General features: G+C 59.8%; 11 protein-coding genes and 1 pseudogene. 5 read left to right on the top strand and 7 right to left on the bottom strand.

Annotated features, from left to right (window positions below):
- Positions 1–58: 58 nt before the first annotated feature.
- The 3 genes and pseudogenes from IMW75_RS00975 to nosR form a co-directional block, all read right to left on the bottom strand.
- Positions 59–241 (bottom strand): annotated as a pseudogene (locus IMW75_RS00975) (LysE family translocator); the annotation flags it as partial.
- Positions 242–265: 24 nt separating this feature from the next.
- Positions 266–694 (bottom strand): NUDIX hydrolase, encoded by a 429-nt coding sequence (locus IMW75_RS00970; protein ID WP_045058025.1) that lies wholly within the window; start codon positions 692–694, stop codon positions 266–268.
- A 76-nt stretch (positions 695–770) separates the two neighbouring features.
- A complete protein-coding gene (gene nosR / locus IMW75_RS00965) occupies positions 771–2,138 on the bottom strand; it encodes a response regulator c-di-GMP phosphodiesterase, NosR family (RefSeq protein ID WP_205891650.1) in 1,368 nt (455 codons plus the stop codon).
- Between the two features lie 262 nt (positions 2,139–2,400).
- Here nosR and IMW75_RS00960 point away from each other — a divergent pair, with 262 nt between their 5' ends.
- The 4 genes from IMW75_RS00960 to IMW75_RS00945 are packed head-to-tail and all read left to right on the top strand — an operon-like array spanning position 2,401 to position 8,448.
- Positions 2,401–4,275, top strand: coding sequence for a putative bifunctional diguanylate cyclase/phosphodiesterase (locus IMW75_RS00960; RefSeq protein WP_205891649.1), 1,875 nt, complete (start codon positions 2,401–2,403; stop codon positions 4,273–4,275).
- Positions 4,276–4,319: 44 nt separating this feature from the next.
- On the top strand, positions 4,320–5,279 hold the full coding sequence (locus IMW75_RS00955; RefSeq protein WP_205891648.1) for a cytochrome-c peroxidase: 960 nt from the start codon (positions 4,320–4,322) through the stop codon (positions 5,277–5,279).
- Positions 5,276–7,087 carry a DAHL domain-containing protein gene (locus tag IMW75_RS00950; protein ID WP_205891647.1) on the top strand — a complete coding sequence of 604 codons (1,812 nt, stop codon included), beginning with the start codon at positions 5,276–5,278 and terminating at the stop codon, positions 7,085–7,087. Before IMW75_RS00955 ends, IMW75_RS00950 begins: the two co-directional genes overlap by 4 nt.
- Positions 7,084–8,448 (top strand): ATP-binding protein, encoded by a 1,365-nt coding sequence (locus IMW75_RS00945; RefSeq protein ID WP_045058030.1) that lies wholly within the window; start codon positions 7,084–7,086, stop codon positions 8,446–8,448. The genes IMW75_RS00950 and IMW75_RS00945 overlap by 4 nt, the downstream gene beginning before the upstream one ends.
- A 27-nt stretch (positions 8,449–8,475) precedes the next feature.
- Here IMW75_RS00945 and IMW75_RS00940 read toward each other — a convergent pair whose 3' ends face one another.
- The 4 genes from IMW75_RS00940 to IMW75_RS00925 form a co-directional block, all read right to left on the bottom strand.
- Positions 8,476–9,984 (bottom strand): glucosyltransferase domain-containing protein, encoded by a 1,509-nt coding sequence (locus IMW75_RS00940; protein WP_205891646.1) that lies wholly within the window; start codon positions 9,982–9,984, stop codon positions 8,476–8,478.
- A gap of 1 nt (position 9,985) precedes the next feature.
- Positions 9,986–10,927, bottom strand: coding sequence for a glycosyltransferase family 2 protein (locus tag IMW75_RS00935; RefSeq protein WP_205891645.1), 942 nt, complete (start codon positions 10,925–10,927; stop codon positions 9,986–9,988).
- Positions 10,924–11,298, bottom strand: a complete 375-nt coding sequence (locus tag IMW75_RS00930; protein ID WP_045058033.1) for a GtrA family protein — start codon at positions 11,296–11,298, stop codon at positions 10,924–10,926. The genes IMW75_RS00935 and IMW75_RS00930 overlap by 4 nt, the downstream gene beginning before the upstream one ends.
- Before the next feature lie 168 nt (positions 11,299–11,466).
- Positions 11,467–12,888, bottom strand: coding sequence for an amino acid permease (locus IMW75_RS00925; protein ID WP_045058034.1), 1,422 nt, complete (start codon positions 12,886–12,888; stop codon positions 11,467–11,469).
- Between the two features lie 635 nt (positions 12,889–13,523).
- On the opposite strand from IMW75_RS00925, the gene IMW75_RS00920 reads away from it, so the two are divergent.
- Positions 13,524–16,643 (top strand): transglycosylase domain-containing protein, encoded by a 3,120-nt coding sequence (locus IMW75_RS00920; protein WP_205891644.1) that lies wholly within the window; start codon positions 13,524–13,526, stop codon positions 16,641–16,643.
- The last annotated feature ends 25 nt before the right edge of the window (positions 16,644–16,668 follow it).

The following is a 16,668-nucleotide window of genomic DNA, read 5'->3' as shown; positions in this document are numbered from 1 at the left end:
TCCCTGGGCTTTTCAGGTTGCCTTACGCTGCTCCAGCATCAAGCGCACCGCCAGCGCCGCCAGCACACCCCCCATGAAATACCGCTGCACTGCCAGCCAGCCCGGGTTGTGGACGAACCACGCCAGCCTTGCGTCCCTGGCAGATGGAGCGGGAAATGAGATAGATCATGTTCGGCCCGGGCGTGAGCACCATCAGCAACGCCGCGGCGGCGAAAATCAACAGGTCGTGGAGTGGAATCATGGGCAATCCTTCGTCCGTAAAAGATCAGGCAGTCGCGATGAGCGAAGCTCGATAAAACGGCAGGATCAGGTCCCGTGTCAATGGCGCCAGCAAGACATCGCCATCGGTGGCCGGATCGATCCAGATCACCTCTTCGATCTCCGCCGCCGGCGACACGTCAGTCGCAATCGCCAGCTGAAACAGCTCGGCCTGCACGACAAAACCCGGCTCATTGGCGGCCGGGGCGCTGAACTGGCCGAGGTAGGCGGCGTGCGCAGGATCGATCAACAGCCCCAACTCTTCCTCCAACTCCCGCGCCAGCGCGTGCACCGGTTGCTCCTGGGCTTCGATCTTGCCACCGGGCTGCATGAAGGCGGTGGTACCGCGTTTACGTACCAGCAGCGTGCGCCCGTCCGGGCCGATCAGCAGCGCCGCGGCAATGTGGATGACGCGGGGGGTTGAAGTAACCGTCATGAAGGAAAACCTGCCCTGGATAAAAAACCCAAGGATACAGGTCCGCCTGTCCGTTCCCAATGGATCAGTACAACGCCTAAGCCCTCTCCTGCGCGTGCGCAACGTTAGCCGGCGGCTCCTGCGGGACTTTTACAAAGATGCTGTACTTCGCCCCCTCCATGGCTTCAAAGGCGATGAGTTTCTCCACCAGTGCCCCGTTCAACACCTTGCCGGCGTTAAGCAGCAGCATGCCATTGTCAGCATTGAGGTTGCGCGCCAGGATCATGCCCGCCGTCACGTCGCGAGTAGTCAACACCTTGACCGCGGGGTCGGCCAGCGAGACATCGCTCTGGCAGGCGGCGCAGACCTGGATGAAATCTTCCACCATCCCCGGGTCATAGAGCCGTCCCGCATAGTTGCGGATATAGAGCAGAGCTTCATCGCTGTTCATCTGCCGCTCCAGAATCAGCCCGCGTTGCAACTCGATGAAATCCACCGCCAGTTTCAGCAGCCGCGAACCGAAGGGAATGGCCTCGCCCTTGAGCCGGTCGGGAAAACCGGTGCCGTCCCAACGCTCCTGATGGTGAAGAATCAGGCGGGCCGCATCCTTCATCGGGTCGAGGGTCATCAGCAACGTCTCGCTTTGTTTCGGATAACCGCGATAACGTTCGCGGTCGTTGTGATGCAGCAAGTCCGCCGGGGCGGTCATCATGCTGTCCGTCCAGCTCAGCTTGCCAATGTTGTAGAGCGCTGCGGCCATGGTCAGGTCGCGACCGGTGCCTTCATCCACCCCATGGCGGTTGCAGTACACCCGCACCAGCTCGATGATCTGGCGATTGGTCTGCTTGGCCGGCGGCAAGCGCAAATTGGCCAGCAGTGAAAACACCTCGGTACCCGTGACGTAGCTGCGCTTGAGCTCTTCGTAGGCCAGGTCGAGCATATCGGCCGTCTGCTGCAATTCGGCAGTGCGCGCGGCCACATGCTTTTCCAGCGTGGCATTGAGTCGCTTCAGCTGCTCGTTCTGCTGATCGGTTTCCTGCACCAGGCGCAGGCGTTCGCGCTCCGAGTGCTGGTAGGCGAGTGATTGGCGCAGGGTGAGCAGCAGCTCCTCATCGTGCCAGGGCTTGCTGATGTAACGATGAATCTGCCCTTCGTTGATCGCCTTGATGATGGCCGCGGGATCGGCGTAGCCGGTAAGCATGATTCGCGTGGTATGGGGATAAAGCTGGTGGACATGCGCCAGGAACGTGGCGCCATCCATATTGGGCATGCGGGCATCGCTTATCACCAGGTCGATGGGCTGCAGCGCCATGATCTCCAGCGCCTGGGCACCACCGGTTGCCAGCAGCACGTCGTAGGGTTGACCGCGCAGCAGGCGGCGCAGGCTATTGAGAATCGACTCCTCATCATCAACCAGCAGCACTTTGGGTTTATGACTCAAAGTGGTGGGGGGTTGCTCTTCCATGATGTCACCTCGGATAACACTGCTGCATCGCCGGGTCCGGGCGGGGTGGACAGCGCCTGAAAGCGGAGTCTGGCCTACAGGCTAGATGAAATTGAGCGCCTTCCGGCAAATGATTTCATTTTGCCAGCGCGAAGCACTGGCCAGAGGTCTATGCTCAGGTGACTCGGATCCTTTATCTGTACGTTCGGCCAGGTGATCAGGGAAAGGATACCCCTCCTATGAGCACACTCCACGAAACCGTTGCCGGCTTCGGCTCACGTCAATGACGACCCTGCTGGCGCGGACCAACCGGCGCATTCTGATCATCGACGATGCACCGTCGATTCATGCGGATTTCCGCAAGATCCTCGCTCCCGCCATCGACGACGAACTGGCCCTGGCCGACGCCGAGGAAGCCCTGTTCGGCACGCAGCCGGTGGAGCGCCTGACATTCCAGCTCGACTCCGCCTATCAGGGGCAGGAAGCCCTGGCGCGAGTCCAGCAGGCCCTGGTGGAGGGGCGACCTTATGCGATGGCCTTCATCGACATGCGCATGCCACCGGGCTGGGATGGCCTGGAAACCATCGAGCAACTGTGGAAGGCCGACCCGCAGCTGCAGATCGCCCTGTGTACGGCTTACTCCGACTACAGCTGGGAAGACATCGCCGAGCGGCTGGAATTCGGCGATCAATTGCTGGTGCTGAAAAAGCCTTTCGACAGCCTGGAAATCCGCCAGATGGCCAGCGCCATGACCTGGAAATGGCAGATGGCCCAGGACGCGGCATTAAAAGTCTTGAGCCTGGAACAGACCATCGAGGCACGGGTGCACGAACTGCTCAAGGTCTCGCACCTGCTGCAATACGATGTGCTCACCGAACTGCCCAACAGCACGTTACTCGGGGACCGCTTGAACCAGTCACTGGCCCTATCCCGGCGCCATGACAAACAACTGGCGGTGATGTTTTTCGGGCTCGATCGCTTCAAGCGCATCAACAACGCGCTCGGCCATCCCGCCGGCGACCAGATGCTCAAACTGGTCGGGCGCAACATGGTGGCGGCGGTGCGTGCGTCCGACTCGGTGTTCCGCTATGGCTCGGACGAGTTCGTGGTGATCCTCGCCGACATTCGCCATCCCCAGCAGACCACCGGCATCGCCGAGAAACTCCTGAACGCGATCCGGGCGCCCCAGCACATTGCCGGCCACGAATTGAGGGTCACCGCCAGCCTGGGTATCAGCCTCTATCCGGACGACGGTTTTGATGCGATTTCGCTGATCAAGAAAGCGGAAACCGCAATGCGCAACGTCAAGGAGACCGGCCCGGACAGCTACCGCTTTTTCATCGAAGAAATGAACCAGCGCGCCTTGTACCAGCAAAGCATGGAGACCGGCATCCGCCTGGCGCTGGCTCGCAACGAATTTGTCCTGCACTACCAACCCAAGCTGGACCTTCGCAGTGGTCAGGTGGTCGGCGCCGAGGCGTTGATCCGCTGGCACAAGCCCGGCCACGGCCTGGTCTATCCATCGGCATTCATCGCAGTGACCGAAGACAGCGGCCTGATCGTGCCGCTGAGCAAATGGGTCCTGGCCGAAGCCTGTCGACAGAGCTGCGCGTGGCGGGCAGCCGGGGTGCCACCGATCTGCATGGCAGTGAATATGTCAGCCATTGATTTCCGTCAGCGGGATTTTGTCGATGGCATCGAGCAGATCCTCGCGCAAACCGGCATGGAGCCGGCCCTTCTGGAGCTGGAGATCACCGAAAGCGTGTTGATGCAAAACATCGAGTCCACCGTTACCTCCCTGCAACGGATCAAGGCCCTGGGGGTGCGCCTGGCCATCGACGACTTCGGCACCGGTTACTCCAGCCTGAGTTACTTGCGGCGCTTTCCCATCGACGTCCTGAAAATCGACCAGTCATTCATTCGCGGCTTGGGCAGCGACAGCAACGACGCAGCGCTGGTCAGCGCCATCATCAGCCTGGGGCGCAGCCTCAAGCTGACCATCATTGCCGAAGGGGTGGAAACCGCTGAGCAACTGGACTTCCTCAAGGCCCAACACTGTGAGGAAGTCCAGGGCTACTACTTCAGCAAAGCGGTGGAGCCCGAGGTATTCGTTCGCTATGTGGAGTCGCTGAGGCCCTCCTTGTCGACCCTCCCGTGAATCCGATCCAACGACACTCATGCCCAGCGCCAAGGAAACACCAGATGAGGTTGCGCTTTCACCACCTGCTGCTGATACCCGTGCTCGGGGTATGCCTGAGCGCCGCAGCCGCGCCGCTGGACGAACCGCTCAAACCCCTGCCGGCGGTGCCTCAACAGGACGCTCAGCGGGTAGCACTGGGGCGCCAGTTGTTCAATGAAACGCGTTTGTCGGTCAATGGTTCACTGTCCTGTGCCAGCTGCCACCATCTGACCAGGGGCGGCGCCGACAACAAGGCCTTTTCGATTGGCTTTACCGGTCTTCCGGTGGCGGTCAATACCCCCAGCGTACTCAACGCCAGCCTGAATTTCCGGCAGTTCTGGAACGGTCGCGCAGACTCCCTGGAAGCCCAGATCGACGAAGTCGTACAGAGCCCCAGCGAGATGGGCAGCAACTGGCAACACGTGGTGCAGACCCTGTCCGCCGATGCGGCCTACCGCACTTCATTTGCCAACGCCTACCCCGACGGGGTGACCAGGGACAACGTGCAGAACGCCCTCGCCAGTTACGAGCGCACGCTGATCAGCGCCAACTCGCGGTTCGACCAGTACCTGCTGGGCGATACCCAGATACTCAGTCGCGAGGAAAAGTACGGCTATCAGCGTTTCAAGGAATACGGCTGCATCGCTTGCCACCAGGGGGTGAACATCGGCGGGAACATGTACCAGAAGTTCGGCGTCCTGGGCGATTACTTCCAGGTGCGGGGCAACCCGGTGGAGGCCGACCTGGGGCGATACCTGGTAACCGGGGACGAAGAGGACCGCAACGTGTTCAAGGTGCCCAGCCTGCGCAACGTCGCAATCACCGCGCCGTATTTTCACGACGGCTCGGCCGCGACGCTCGAAGAGGCGGTGGACGTGATGTTCAAGTTCCAGCTCGGCCGTATTCCTTCGGCCGAAGATAAAAACCTGATCATCAAGTTTCTCAAGACCCTGACCGGCGAATGGGAGGGTAAAGCCTTATGACACTGTCCTACCGACGCAACATGACGCTGTTGGGCATCGTCGCCCTGATGCTGGCCTCGACGCTGCTGTTCCTGTACCTCAAATCCAGCGCGGACCAGACCACGACCTACGCCGAATCCAGGGACTTGATCGGCCGCATCAAACAGCTGAATGCGCAGTGGGAAACCGAAATCCTCAAGGCCAGGATCGCCATCAGCCACAATTATGACCCATTGGTTTCGCCACTCACCGAGATGACCCGGCTCTGGCAACGATTCGATTCGATGGAGTCAAGCCACGACCGCAATGCCTCGGCCGCCTGGCGCACCAGTCATGATGCCTTCCTTGCCGCCCTCAAGGAAAAAACCCGCCTGGTCGAACAATTCAAGTCGCACAACGCCGTGTTGCGTAATTCACTGGCGTTTCTGCCCACCGCCGAGGACGACATCCAGGCGCAACTGGCCGAACTGGTGGACGGCGACAAACTGCAGTTGCAGAACATCGCCACTGACACCTATGACTTGCTGCTCAGCAGCCTGGAATTCGCCCAGGTCACCTCTGATGGCAAGGCTGCCGACATTCTGCTCGGCTTGAACAAACTGAAGGTCAACAAAGAACGCCTGCCCGAGCAGTTTCACAGCCCGATCGACATCCTCAGCAGCCATATTTCATTGATCCTGCGCGAACAACCACTGGTCAACCGGCTACTGGAAAACATCGAGGCCATCCCCGTGGCCGAACGCCTGGACGACATTACCGACCTGCTCAACACTGACCAGCACAGGACCGTAGCCGTCGACCAGCGCTACCATTTTTCCATGCTGATATTTTCAGTGTTGCTGGTGCTGTGCCTGGTGTACCTGACCATTCACCTGATGCGCAGTTTCAGGGTGATCCAGCGAGTCAACCAAGCCCTGGAAGCCGCCAATGACGACCTCGAATTGCGGGTAGAAAAACGCACCCGTGAACTGCGCGATACCCAGAGTGAACTGCTCGACACTGCACGCCAGGCCGGGATGGCCGAGATAGCGACCAACGTGTTGCACAACGTCGGCAACGTACTCAACAGCGTTAACATTTCCGCCGACCTGGTGACTCGTAAACTGCGCGCCAGCAAGGCCCAGGGCCTGGCCAAGGCGATGCAGCTGATTAACGATCATCCAGGGGATCTGGGCACCTTCCTGACCCAGGACCCGAAAGGCAAACTGCTTCCCGGTTACCTCAATCAACTGGTGGAAGCGATAGCCCTGGAGCAGCAGGGCATGAGCGAGGAACTGGCGCAGTTGAGCAAGAGCGTCGATCACATCAAGGACATCGTCGCCACCCAGCAATCCTATGCGGGCGCCAACAGCCTCATGGAGCCGTTGTACATCAGCGAATTGCTCGAAGACGCCCTGCGCATGAACGCGGGCGCCCTGACCCGACATCAGGTGACGGTGGTCAAGGATTACAGCGCATTGCCGCAAGTCATGGGTGACAAGCACCGGCTGCTGCTGATCCTGATCAACCTGATCAGCAACGCCAAATACGCGATGTCGGGCCTGAGTAATCGTGCGCGGCAAATGACCCTGGCGGTGAAAATCATCGATGACACAACCCTGCAAGTCAGCGTCAAGGACGACGGCGAAGGCATTGCCGAGGAAAACATCACGCGGATCTTTGCCCACGGTTTTACCACCCGCAAGGAAGGTCACGGCTTCGGTCTGCATAGCTGCGCCCTCGCCGCCATCGAGATGAACGGCCACCTCACCGCCCACAGCGACGGCCCGGGCAAAGGCGCCCTGTTCACCTTGCGGATCCCGCTGCACCTCGTACAGGAGCCAGCATGAGCGAGGGTTTCAACCGACGCATCCTGCTGATCGACGACACTCCGTCCATTCATGCGGATTTTCGCAAGATCCTCATGCCTCCCCCGGTGCAGACGCAGGAGATGGATGCGATGGAAGCGACCCTGTTCGGCAGCGAGACCGCACCGACCCGCGTGACGGTTGAGCTGGATTCGGCCTACGGAGGGCAGGAAGGCCTGAATAAACTGAAGTGGGCACTGGACCAACAGCGACCCTATGCCCTGGCCTTCGTCGACATGCGCATGCCCGAAGGCTGGGACGGCGCCCAGACCATCGAACAACTGTGGCAGGCAGACCCGCGCTTGCAAGTGGTGGTGTGTACCGCCTACTCCGATTATTCCTGGGATGAACTGCTCGACCGCCTGCACGCCCATGACCGGGTACTGATTCTGAAAAAGCCGTTCGACAATGTGGAAGTGCAGCAAATGGCCAATACCCTGCTGGCCAAATGGGACATGACAGAACGGGCCAGCTTGCAGATGAATCATCTTGAGCATCTGGTGCAGCGGGAAGTCGACGAGCGCAAACAGCTTGAATCACAACTGGTGCAATCGGAAAAACTGGCGTCGCTGGGGCAGCTCGCCGCTGGCGTTGCCCATGAGATCAACAATCCCATCGGCTTCATCTCATCCAACCTCGGCACGCTCGATGGCTACTTCCAGCAACTGCAGGAAATGCTCGATGCCTATGGACAGGCAGAGACCTTGATCCAGGCCGGTGAGTGGGCCGAACGCCTGCAGCAGCTGCGCGAACGGATTGAACTGGACTTCCTGCGCGAGGACATTCCGCTGCTGATCAAGGAGTCCAAGGACGGTATCAACCGGGTCGGCCGGATAGTCAGGGACCTCAAGGATTTTTCCCGGGTGGACGCCAATCAGGAATGGCAGTGGATCAACCTGCAGCAGGGCATCGAGTCGACCCTGAACATCGTCGCCAACGAACTCAAGTACAAGGCCGATGTGCTCAGGGAGTATCAGGTGCTACCCGACATCGAGTGCCTGCCCTCACAAATCAATCAGGTGTTCATGAACCTGATCGTCAATGCCTCCCAGGCGATTGGCCCGGAACGCGGCACCCTGACCCTGCGCACCGGGCATGCTGCGCAGTCGGTATGGATCGAAGTGCAAGACACCGGCTCCGGCATCGCACCGCAGAACCTGCAGAAAATCTTCGACCCGTTTTTCACCACCAAACCCGTGGGCCAGGGCACAGGCCTGGGATTGTCCTTGTCCTACGGCATTATCAAGAAGCATCGCGGAGAAATCACGGTTCGCAGTGAAGTCGGCGTGGGCACCACATTCCGGGTCGAGTTACCCATTCGCCAGAGCAGCCAGGTCGACTGACGCCCCGCGAGGCTGGCATCAGCGGGTTCACCAGCGCAAAGTCTTGATCGGCGGTGGTTCCTTGACGACGATAAACCCGTAGTCGCCAATCAGGTATATCCGGTAGTACGGCCTGTCCACCAGCGCTGGATAGGCCAGGTATCCCACGCGCGTGGCATTGCGCCGTTCCTTCTCGGCGACCACATTGGTGATGCCGACGCCGGGAAGGTTCTCGGCCAGTATGTAGAAGTCGATGTTGAGCAGGTAATGCAGCACCGGCATCTGCCTAAACGAACCGGCCGCGCCGGTCAGCCAGTGGTCGGAATAGGTCACCGACAGGTAGATACGCTTGGCTTCGCGCAGCTCGCGATGGGCGCTGATGTCTTGCGCAAGACTGCCCAGGGCCTGGGTGGCGAAGGCTTTCTGCACGGTCAGCACCCGGCCGTAGGCGTAGGACAGCGACAGCATTGCCAGCAGCGGTAAGGCCAGCAGCAGCGGCAGGCGCGGGTGAAGCCGCGCCAATGCCAGGTGGCCGAGGTAGAACAGCAGCACCAGCAGCACGGCGAAGCCCATCAAGGTTCTGGCGCCTTCGTTGAAGTCGCGAAATAACAGCGCCATGCCCGACACAAGCAAGGTCACCATCGGCAGGGTCAGCAGGCATACCAGGCCGATGGACAGGCGTTTGGCTGCGCTGTCCGGACGCCTGGAAATCTCGCGCCCCAGCCCTGCGGCGCCCGCTATTGCACACAACAGCAGCCCGGCCAGCACCCAGGTAAAGCCGCCATGGAACAGCAACTGCACCTTTTCCAGCACGCGGCCGATATTGATCAGCACCTGCAGCCAGGGATCGGCGTCCAGGTTCAATAACAAGGTGCGATTTGCCTCGGTAAACGGGTAGGCGGTCACGCCGTAGATCAACGCGCCAAGGGCCGCCTGGGCGATTCTCCAGCCGATCAGATCTCGCCACTTGCGCCATTCCAGCTGGTCATGGGCGCCCTTCAGCACTTCAAGGCAGCACAAGCCCAGGAACACATTAAAACTGATCTGATACAAGCCCAAACCCAACGCAACAAGACCGGCAGGCACCAGCCACTGGAGGATGCGCGAGGTGTGGTGAAAACTGATCGCGTAGACGACCGCCACCACGCTCAATGCCATCGCAGGGCCATCGTATTGATAAGACAGGTTCTGCAGAAAAAACGGGTTGTACCACAGCGGCAACACCACCAGGCAGTTGGAGACCCTGGGCTCGCGCCAGTAGTGAAACGTCAGGCGGGTCAAGGCCGAAGCCATGGCCAGCGTGGCGATCAACAGCGGCAACGGAAAAATGTTCGGCGCGCCAGGGCTCAAAGTCAGGGCGTTGTACATCAGCTCGGCGAACAACCGTCCCTGCCCTGCCCATTCCATGCCGCCCGACAACGCGCGCCAGTTGTCATCGATATAGCGGTAGTCGGCAAGGATCAGCGGCAACACATACACCAGCGTCGCCAGCACAAACAACCACCAGGCCTGGCGCCGCCCCAGCTCACGGGTCAGAGCGTCACGCAGTCGGCCCATGTTAAAGATCGCGCCCCTGCCTGGCGCCGACGATGTCCCTTATCACATAACGCGGTCGATGCTTGGCCTCGATGTAGATGCGGCCGACGTACTCGCCGAGAATGCCGATGCCGATCAGTTGAACACCGCCGAGAAACAGAATGGCGGTCATCAGCGAGGGGTACCCAGGGACGCTGTTACCGAAGAAGATCTTGTCCAGCACCATGTACACCGCATACAGCACGGCAAAGACTGAAATGGCACCACCGATGTAGGTCCACAGGCGCAACGGCACCGTGCTGAACGAGGTCACGCCCTCCAACGCCAGGTTCCACAGTTTCCAGCCGTTGAATTTGCTGTTGCCGGCCACCCGCGAGGCGCGCTCGTACTCCACCACCACGGTGTCGAAACCGGCCCAGGACAGCACGCCTTTCATGAACAGCTGATGTTCCGGCAGCGCGCGAATCACGTCGACGACCTTGCGGTCCATCAGCCGGAAATCGCCGACATTTTCTTCGATGCGGGTGTAGGAAATGCGATTGAGCAGGTGGTAGAAAAGTGAGGCACTGTGGCGCTTCATGTAGCTGTCGGCGCTGCGATCACGGCGCTTGGCAAGCACCACGTCCGCCCCCTTCAACCACTGTTCGATCAACAACGGGATTACGCTGATCGGGTCCTGCAGGTCGACGTCCATGGGAATCACCGCATCGCCGGTGGCATGTTCAAGGCCGGCGAACAGCGCGGGTTCCTTGCCAAAATTACGCGAAAAATTGATCAGCACGACCTGCTCGTCGACCTGCGCGAGCGCGGCCGCCTGTTCGGCTGTACGGTCCGTGCTGCCGTCGTTGATGAAAACAATTTCGACTTCGGTCTGGTCCAGTTTCAGCTCGTTGCGCACGGCCTGGTAAAACAGATTGATGGCCTGCTCTTCATTGAACACCGGCACGATGAGCGAGATTTTCATACCTGATGCTCGCGGAAGACAACGTATTTGGAGAAGAGGAAACCCAGCACCAGGCTCAATGCGGAAAACAGCCCGACCGTGAGCAGGCCATGCAGTCGCCAGACGTCGGCAACATGGCCCACCCCCAGACTCAAGGCACCCATGGTCACCAGGAATAGAGCATAGTTGGCGACCGACGTTTTGCCGTCGAAGGTGAATTGCGCGTTCATGTAGAAAGAGAAAGAGGCGGCCACGCAGAACGCCATGAGGTTACTGCTGGCCTGGCTGAAGTCAGCCGCCACGCTGAGCAGGAAAAAAATCTGCCAATGGATCAGCGTATTTGCAATCCCGATCACCGTGTAGCTGGACATTCCTTTCCACAAGCGTCTCATGCCGCCCCCTCCGTTGCTGACTACCGTCATCCTCGGCACATAAGGGTTTGAGCTTGGCGACTGTCAGAAATCACAGGCGGGGGTATTTTTCAGACCGGCGGTGAGGTCCTTTTCCACAAAAAAGCCCCGATCAACAGACCGGGGCTTGGGCATTTCACCTACGTAGACTCAGGGAGCTGAACGCACCGCACCCTGGGATACATTGGTCGGCTGCAATTTGAACACGTAGAACAACACCGTCAGCAGCACCAGGAAGGCCGGGCCGACATACAGCGCCACGCGGGTGTCCGGGAAGTAGGCCATGAGGCACACCACCAGCACCAGGAACGCCAGCGCCAGGTACGAGCTGACCGGGAACAGCCACATCTTGTATTTCAGGCCGGCACGTTCGCTGGCGCTCAGGCCTTTGCGGAATTTGAGCTGGGCCAACAGGATCATCACCCACGTCCAGATCGCGCCAAAGGTGGCAATTGCCGTCACCCAGACGAAGACTTTCTCAGGCACCAGGTAGTTGAGCAGCACGCCCAGCAGCAAGGCGCCGATCGACAGCAGCAGTGCGCGACGCGGTACGCCGTTGCTCGAGGTCGTGGCAAAACCGGCCGGGGCCTGGCCATTCTGCGCCAGGCTGTAAAGCATGCGCCCGGTGCTGAAAATGCCGCCGTTGCAGGACGACAGCGCAGCGGTAATCACCACGAAGTTAATGATACCGGCTGCAGTCTTGATGCCCAGACGCTCGAAAGTCATCACGAACGGGCTGCCCTGGGTGCCGATTTCGTTCCACGGGTAGATCGACAGGATCACGAAGAGCGCGCCGACGTAGAACAGCAGAATGCGCCAGAACACCGAGCCGATCGCGTTCGGGATTGTCTTCTGCGGGTTTTTCGCTTCGCCGGCTGTCAGGCCGATCATCTCGACGCCGAGGTAGGCGAACATCACCATCTGCAGGGACATCAACACGCCCTGTACGCCGTTGGGCATGAAACCGCCGTGGGCCCAGAGATTGGAAATCCCCAGCGCCACGCCGTCGTTGCCGAAGCCGAACGCGATCACGCCAACACCGCCGATCACCATGGCAATGATGGTGACGATCTTGATCAGGGCGAACCAGAATTCGAATTCGCCGAAGGCTTTCACAGCGATCAGGTTAATCGAGCCCATGCTGATCAACGCCGCCAGGGCCCAGATCCAGCGCGGTACCTCGGGGAACCACACACCCATGTACACCGCCACGGCGGTGATTTCCGCCACGCAGGTCACCAGCCACAGGAACCAGTAGTTCCAACCGGTGAGGAAGCCCGCCAACGGGCCCAGGTAATCTTGAGCGTAACGGCTGAAAGACCCGGCGACCGGGTTATGCACGGCCATCTCACCGAGCGCGCGCATGATCACCAGGATCGCCAGACCGCCGATGATGTAGGAAAGCATGATGGCCGGGCCGGCCATTTCGATGGCCTTGGCCGAACCAAGGAACAGACCGACGCCGATACAGGCACCGAGCGCCATCAAGCGAATATGCCGTTCGCCGAGTTCGCGTTTAAGCGGGCCGCCCTGAGCGGTCTCGCCGTGGGGCAGGTGATTGCCGACTGGCATGGGGGTACAACCTCGTCTTGTTATTGGATATGACCACCGAGTAACCAAGCGCGGGCGGGTCGCCATTGCTTGCCTGAAACCGGACCTGCTTCGTGGGCAGAACCGTCTTGTAGGACAAAACCTCCAAGATCAGCGGGGCGTGCAGTATAAAAAGCTTACGGCAGGGTTTTTCACTCTATAAACCACGACATTCAGCGAGAACTCTCGGGAAAAGACCGGTTTGCGGAGGGGCATTACCTGGACATTGTAGGAATTTTCGCAGCTAAAACGGCGCGAAGTATTGCACGCTATTGGTGCGTCGTCATGTCCCTACTTAGGCCGTATTTACCCGCGAACAGCTCTATCTCAAGCCTGTCGGGCAAATCCTGGGCATTACTTGCATTCCAACCTGCATTCCAACTTGCAATACAACTTGTAGGAGCTGTCGAGTGAAACGAGGCTGCGATCTTTTGATCCGTTTTTTTAAACACAAGATCAAAAGATCGCAGCCTCGTTTCACTCGATAGCTCCTACGGGCTCCTGCGGGCTCCTGTAGGCTCCTGCGCACAAGCTTGTTCACAATTTTTTCGCCATCGCCAACCACCGACTAAGCTTCAGACAAGTCCGATCAATCTGCGTGAATGGATCAGTCGACTATGGGCGCTTTGTGGCAAACCGATTCGAGTAAAACCGTGGTCCAGACTGAAGCTGTGGATGAAGCGCCGTCACCTGAAAAACCCCGTGGTTCAAAACATGGGTGGAAGGCTTTTTTCCTGTTGCTGTTGATTATCCTCATCGTCGTCGGCTTGGCGGCCGCCAAGGAAATGCGCACCTCGAAATTCCAGTCCAGGGAGGTCAGCAAGTATGCCGCGACGCTCAATTACGACCTGCAACCCGGTCCCAGCGATGCCATTCGCTATCCCGGCGCGGGTCCTTTTGACCTGCGCCTGGGCTACAGCTCCCTCGGGGAATTTCTACCACGCCTGATCAAGCGTGATTACGTGGTGAAGTCGCAAACCCGTTTCTCCCAGGCGTTGATGGACTACAGCGACAAAGGCTTGTTTGTCCCCTACGCGGAAAAAATCCAGGCCGGGCTGTCAATCACTGACTGCCGGGCGGCCCCCTTGTATCAATACAAATACCCGCAACAGTTGTACGCAAGCTTCGATGCGATTCCGCCAGTGGTGGTCAGCAGCCTGCTGTTTATCGAAAACCGCTTCCTGCTCGACCCGCGTCAGCCCCATGCCAACCCGGCGGTGGACTGGCCACGGTTCGGCATGGCCGCCTGGTCCCAGGTTGCAAAATTGCTGCACATGCCCGGTCAGTCGGCAGGCGGCAGCACACTGGCGACCCAGCTGGAAAAATACCGGCATTCGCCCGATGGCCTGACGGTGTCCGGTGCGGAAAAGATCCGGCAGATGATTTCAGCCACCGTGCGCGCTTATCAGGCCGGGCCCGACACCCTGGTCGCCCGGCAAAACGTTGTGCGTGACTACCTCAACAGCGTGCCCCTGTCCGCCGTGCCCGGGCATGGCGAAGTGCACGGCATGGCCGAGGGTTTGCGCGTCTGGTACGGGGCCGATTTCAACCAGGCCAACCAACGCCTGGCCAGCACTCAAACGGATCCGAAAAGCCTGGCGGAAAAAGGCCTGGCCCTGCGCGAAATGTTATCGCTGATGATCGCCCAGCGCCGCCCTTCGCATTACCTGACCAAAGGCCACGATGAACTGGCCAGCCTCACCGACAGCCACATTCGCTTACTGGCGCAGAATGGCGTGATCGACGCGCCGCTGTCGGCCGCCGCACTGGCCAGCAAAGTCACCTATCGCGACTGGGCCACGCAGCCGACTATCCAGCCGATCGAAACCAATAAAGGCATCAGCGTCGCCCGCAGTCGTCTCGGCGGCCTGCTCAACCGTCCGCTGTACGATCTCGACCGGCTTGACCTGTCGGCCACCAGCACCCTGCAAGGCGACCTGCAAACCCAGGCCACCGAGTACCTCAAGCACTTGGCCGACCCCGTCTTCGCCGCGCAAATCGGCCTGATGGGCGAACGTCTGCTGACCCCCACCAGCACCGCCCAGGTGCGCTACAGCTTCACCCTGTTCGAACTGACCCCGGACGGTTCCCGGGTACGAGTCCAGACCGACAGCACCGACCAGCCCTTCGACATCAACGAAGGCAGCAAGCTGGAGCTGGGCTCAACCGCGAAAATGCGGGTGATGACGACTTATCTGCAAATCATCGCCGAGCTGCATGATAAATATGCCGCCATGACCGTGCCGGAACTGAAGAAAGTCGAGGTCCCGGACCAGGATCGCCTGAGCCGCTGGGCCATCGATTACTTCATCCAGAACAAGGACCGCAACCTGCAAACCATGCTCGGTGCCGCGCTTGATCGAAAATACTCCGCCAGCCCCGGCGAAGCCTTCTTCACCGGCGGCGGATTGCACACCTTCAACAACTTTCGCAAAGAGGACAACGGACGCCTGCCCACCTTGCGCGACGCGCTGCGTGAGTCGATCAACTTGCCTTTCATCCGGCTGATGCGCGACCTGGTGCGCTACACCACCTACTCCGGCCCGAACAACAGTGCCGAATTGCTCAAGGACGACCGCGACCCCAGACGCCAGGAATACCTGGCCAGTTTCGCCGACCGCGAAGGCACCTCGTTCCTGCTGAAATTCTGGAAAAAGTACAAGAACAAGGACACCCAGGCACGCCTCGAAACCTTCCTCGACGGCATGCGGCCGACGCCGATTCGCATGGCCGCAGTGCATCGTTACCTGCTGCCGCAAGCCAGCCAGGAAAGCTTCAACAGCTTCGTCCGTTCGCACCTCAAAGGCGCCAAGCTCACGGAAAAACTCACGGACGAACGCCTTGAGCGGCTCTACGAAAACTATCGTCCTGGCGCCTACGACCTGCCCGACCAGGGCTTCATCGCCAAGGTCCACCCCCTGGACCTTTGGTTGATGGGTTACCTGCTGAACAACCCCGACGCCAAGTTCAGCCAGATCGTCAAGGCCAGCCAGTTCGAGCGCCAGGAAGTCTACAGCTGGCTGTTCAAGAGCCGACACAAAGGCGCCCGGGACAGTCGCATCCGCACCATGCTGGAGATCGAGGCTTTCCTCGACATTCACCAGCGCTGGCAGAAAGTCGGCTATCCGTTCGATCACCTGGTGCCCTCACTGGCCACGGCCATCGGCAGCTCGGGCGACCGCCCGGCGGCGCTGGCTGAGCTGATCGGGACCATTCTCAACGACGGTGTGCGCATGCCGACGCTGCGCATCGACAGCCTTCACTTCGCGGCGAACACGCCCTATGAAACCAGCTTGATCAGTAATCCGGATGCCGGCAAACGGGTCATGCCAACCGAGGTTGCCAAGGCCATGCGCGAAGCCCTGTCGCAGGTGGTAGATGCCGGCACGGCCAAACGGGTCTCCGGTAGTTTCATCACGCCCGACGGCAAACCATTGGCCATGGGCGGCAAGACAGGCACCGGGGATAACCGTATCGAAGCCATCGGTTCGGGCGGGCGGATACTCAGTTCGAAGTCGATCAACCGCACGGCCACCTTCGTGTTTTTTATCGGCGATACCCACTTCGGCACCATGACCGCATTCGTACCCGGTCGCACGGCTGAAGCGTTCAAGTTCACTTCTGCCCTGCCGGTGCAGGTGCTCAAGGGGATGGCGCCGATACTCACGCCCTACCTGCAACCCGGTAGCCAGACCCAGTGCCAGCCGCCGGTGGTTTCTCGGCTTTCTTCGAACTAATCGCGACGCCGCCTTGTCCAGCAGT

The sequence above is a fragment of the Pseudomonas gregormendelii genome (assembly GCF_017114825.1).
GTDB classification, from domain to species: domain Bacteria; phylum Pseudomonadota; class Gammaproteobacteria; order Pseudomonadales; family Pseudomonadaceae; genus Aquipseudomonas; species Aquipseudomonas gregormendelii.
This window is presented reverse-complemented; position numbering and strand designations above follow the sequence as displayed.

What these genes read in the sequence shown, in the direction of transcription:
- IMW75_RS00970 (WP_045058025.1), bottom strand. Translation starts at nt 694, where the DNA reads ATGACGGTTACTTCAACCCCCCGCGTCATCCACATTGCCGCGGCGCTG.
- IMW75_RS00935 (WP_205891645.1), bottom strand. Translation starts at nt 10,927, where the DNA reads ATGAAAATCTCGCTCATCGTGCCGGTGTTCAATGAAGAGCAGGCCATC.
- IMW75_RS00930 (WP_045058033.1), bottom strand. Translation starts at nt 11,298, where the DNA reads ATGAGACGCTTGTGGAAAGGAATGTCCAGCTACACGGTGATCGGGATT.
- IMW75_RS00945 (WP_045058030.1), top strand. Translation starts at nt 7,084, where the DNA reads ATGAGCGAGGGTTTCAACCGACGCATCCTGCTGATCGACGACACTCCG.
- IMW75_RS00950 (WP_205891647.1), top strand. Translation starts at nt 5,276, where the DNA reads ATGACACTGTCCTACCGACGCAACATGACGCTGTTGGGCATCGTCGCC.
- IMW75_RS00920 (WP_205891644.1), top strand. Translation starts at nt 13,524, where the DNA reads ATGGGCGCTTTGTGGCAAACCGATTCGAGTAAAACCGTGGTCCAGACT.
- IMW75_RS00925 (WP_045058034.1), bottom strand. Translation starts at nt 12,888, where the DNA reads ATGCCAGTCGGCAATCACCTGCCCCACGGCGAGACCGCTCAGGGCGGC.
- nosR (WP_205891650.1), bottom strand. Translation starts at nt 2,138, where the DNA reads ATGGAAGAGCAACCCCCCACCACTTTGAGTCATAAACCCAAAGTGCTG.
- IMW75_RS00960 (WP_205891649.1), top strand. Translation starts at nt 2,401, where the DNA reads ATGACGACCCTGCTGGCGCGGACCAACCGGCGCATTCTGATCATCGAC.
- IMW75_RS00955 (WP_205891648.1), top strand. Translation starts at nt 4,320, where the DNA reads ATGAGGTTGCGCTTTCACCACCTGCTGCTGATACCCGTGCTCGGGGTA.
- IMW75_RS00940 (WP_205891646.1), bottom strand. Translation starts at nt 9,984, where the DNA reads ATGGGCCGACTGCGTGACGCTCTGACCCGTGAGCTGGGGCGGCGCCAG.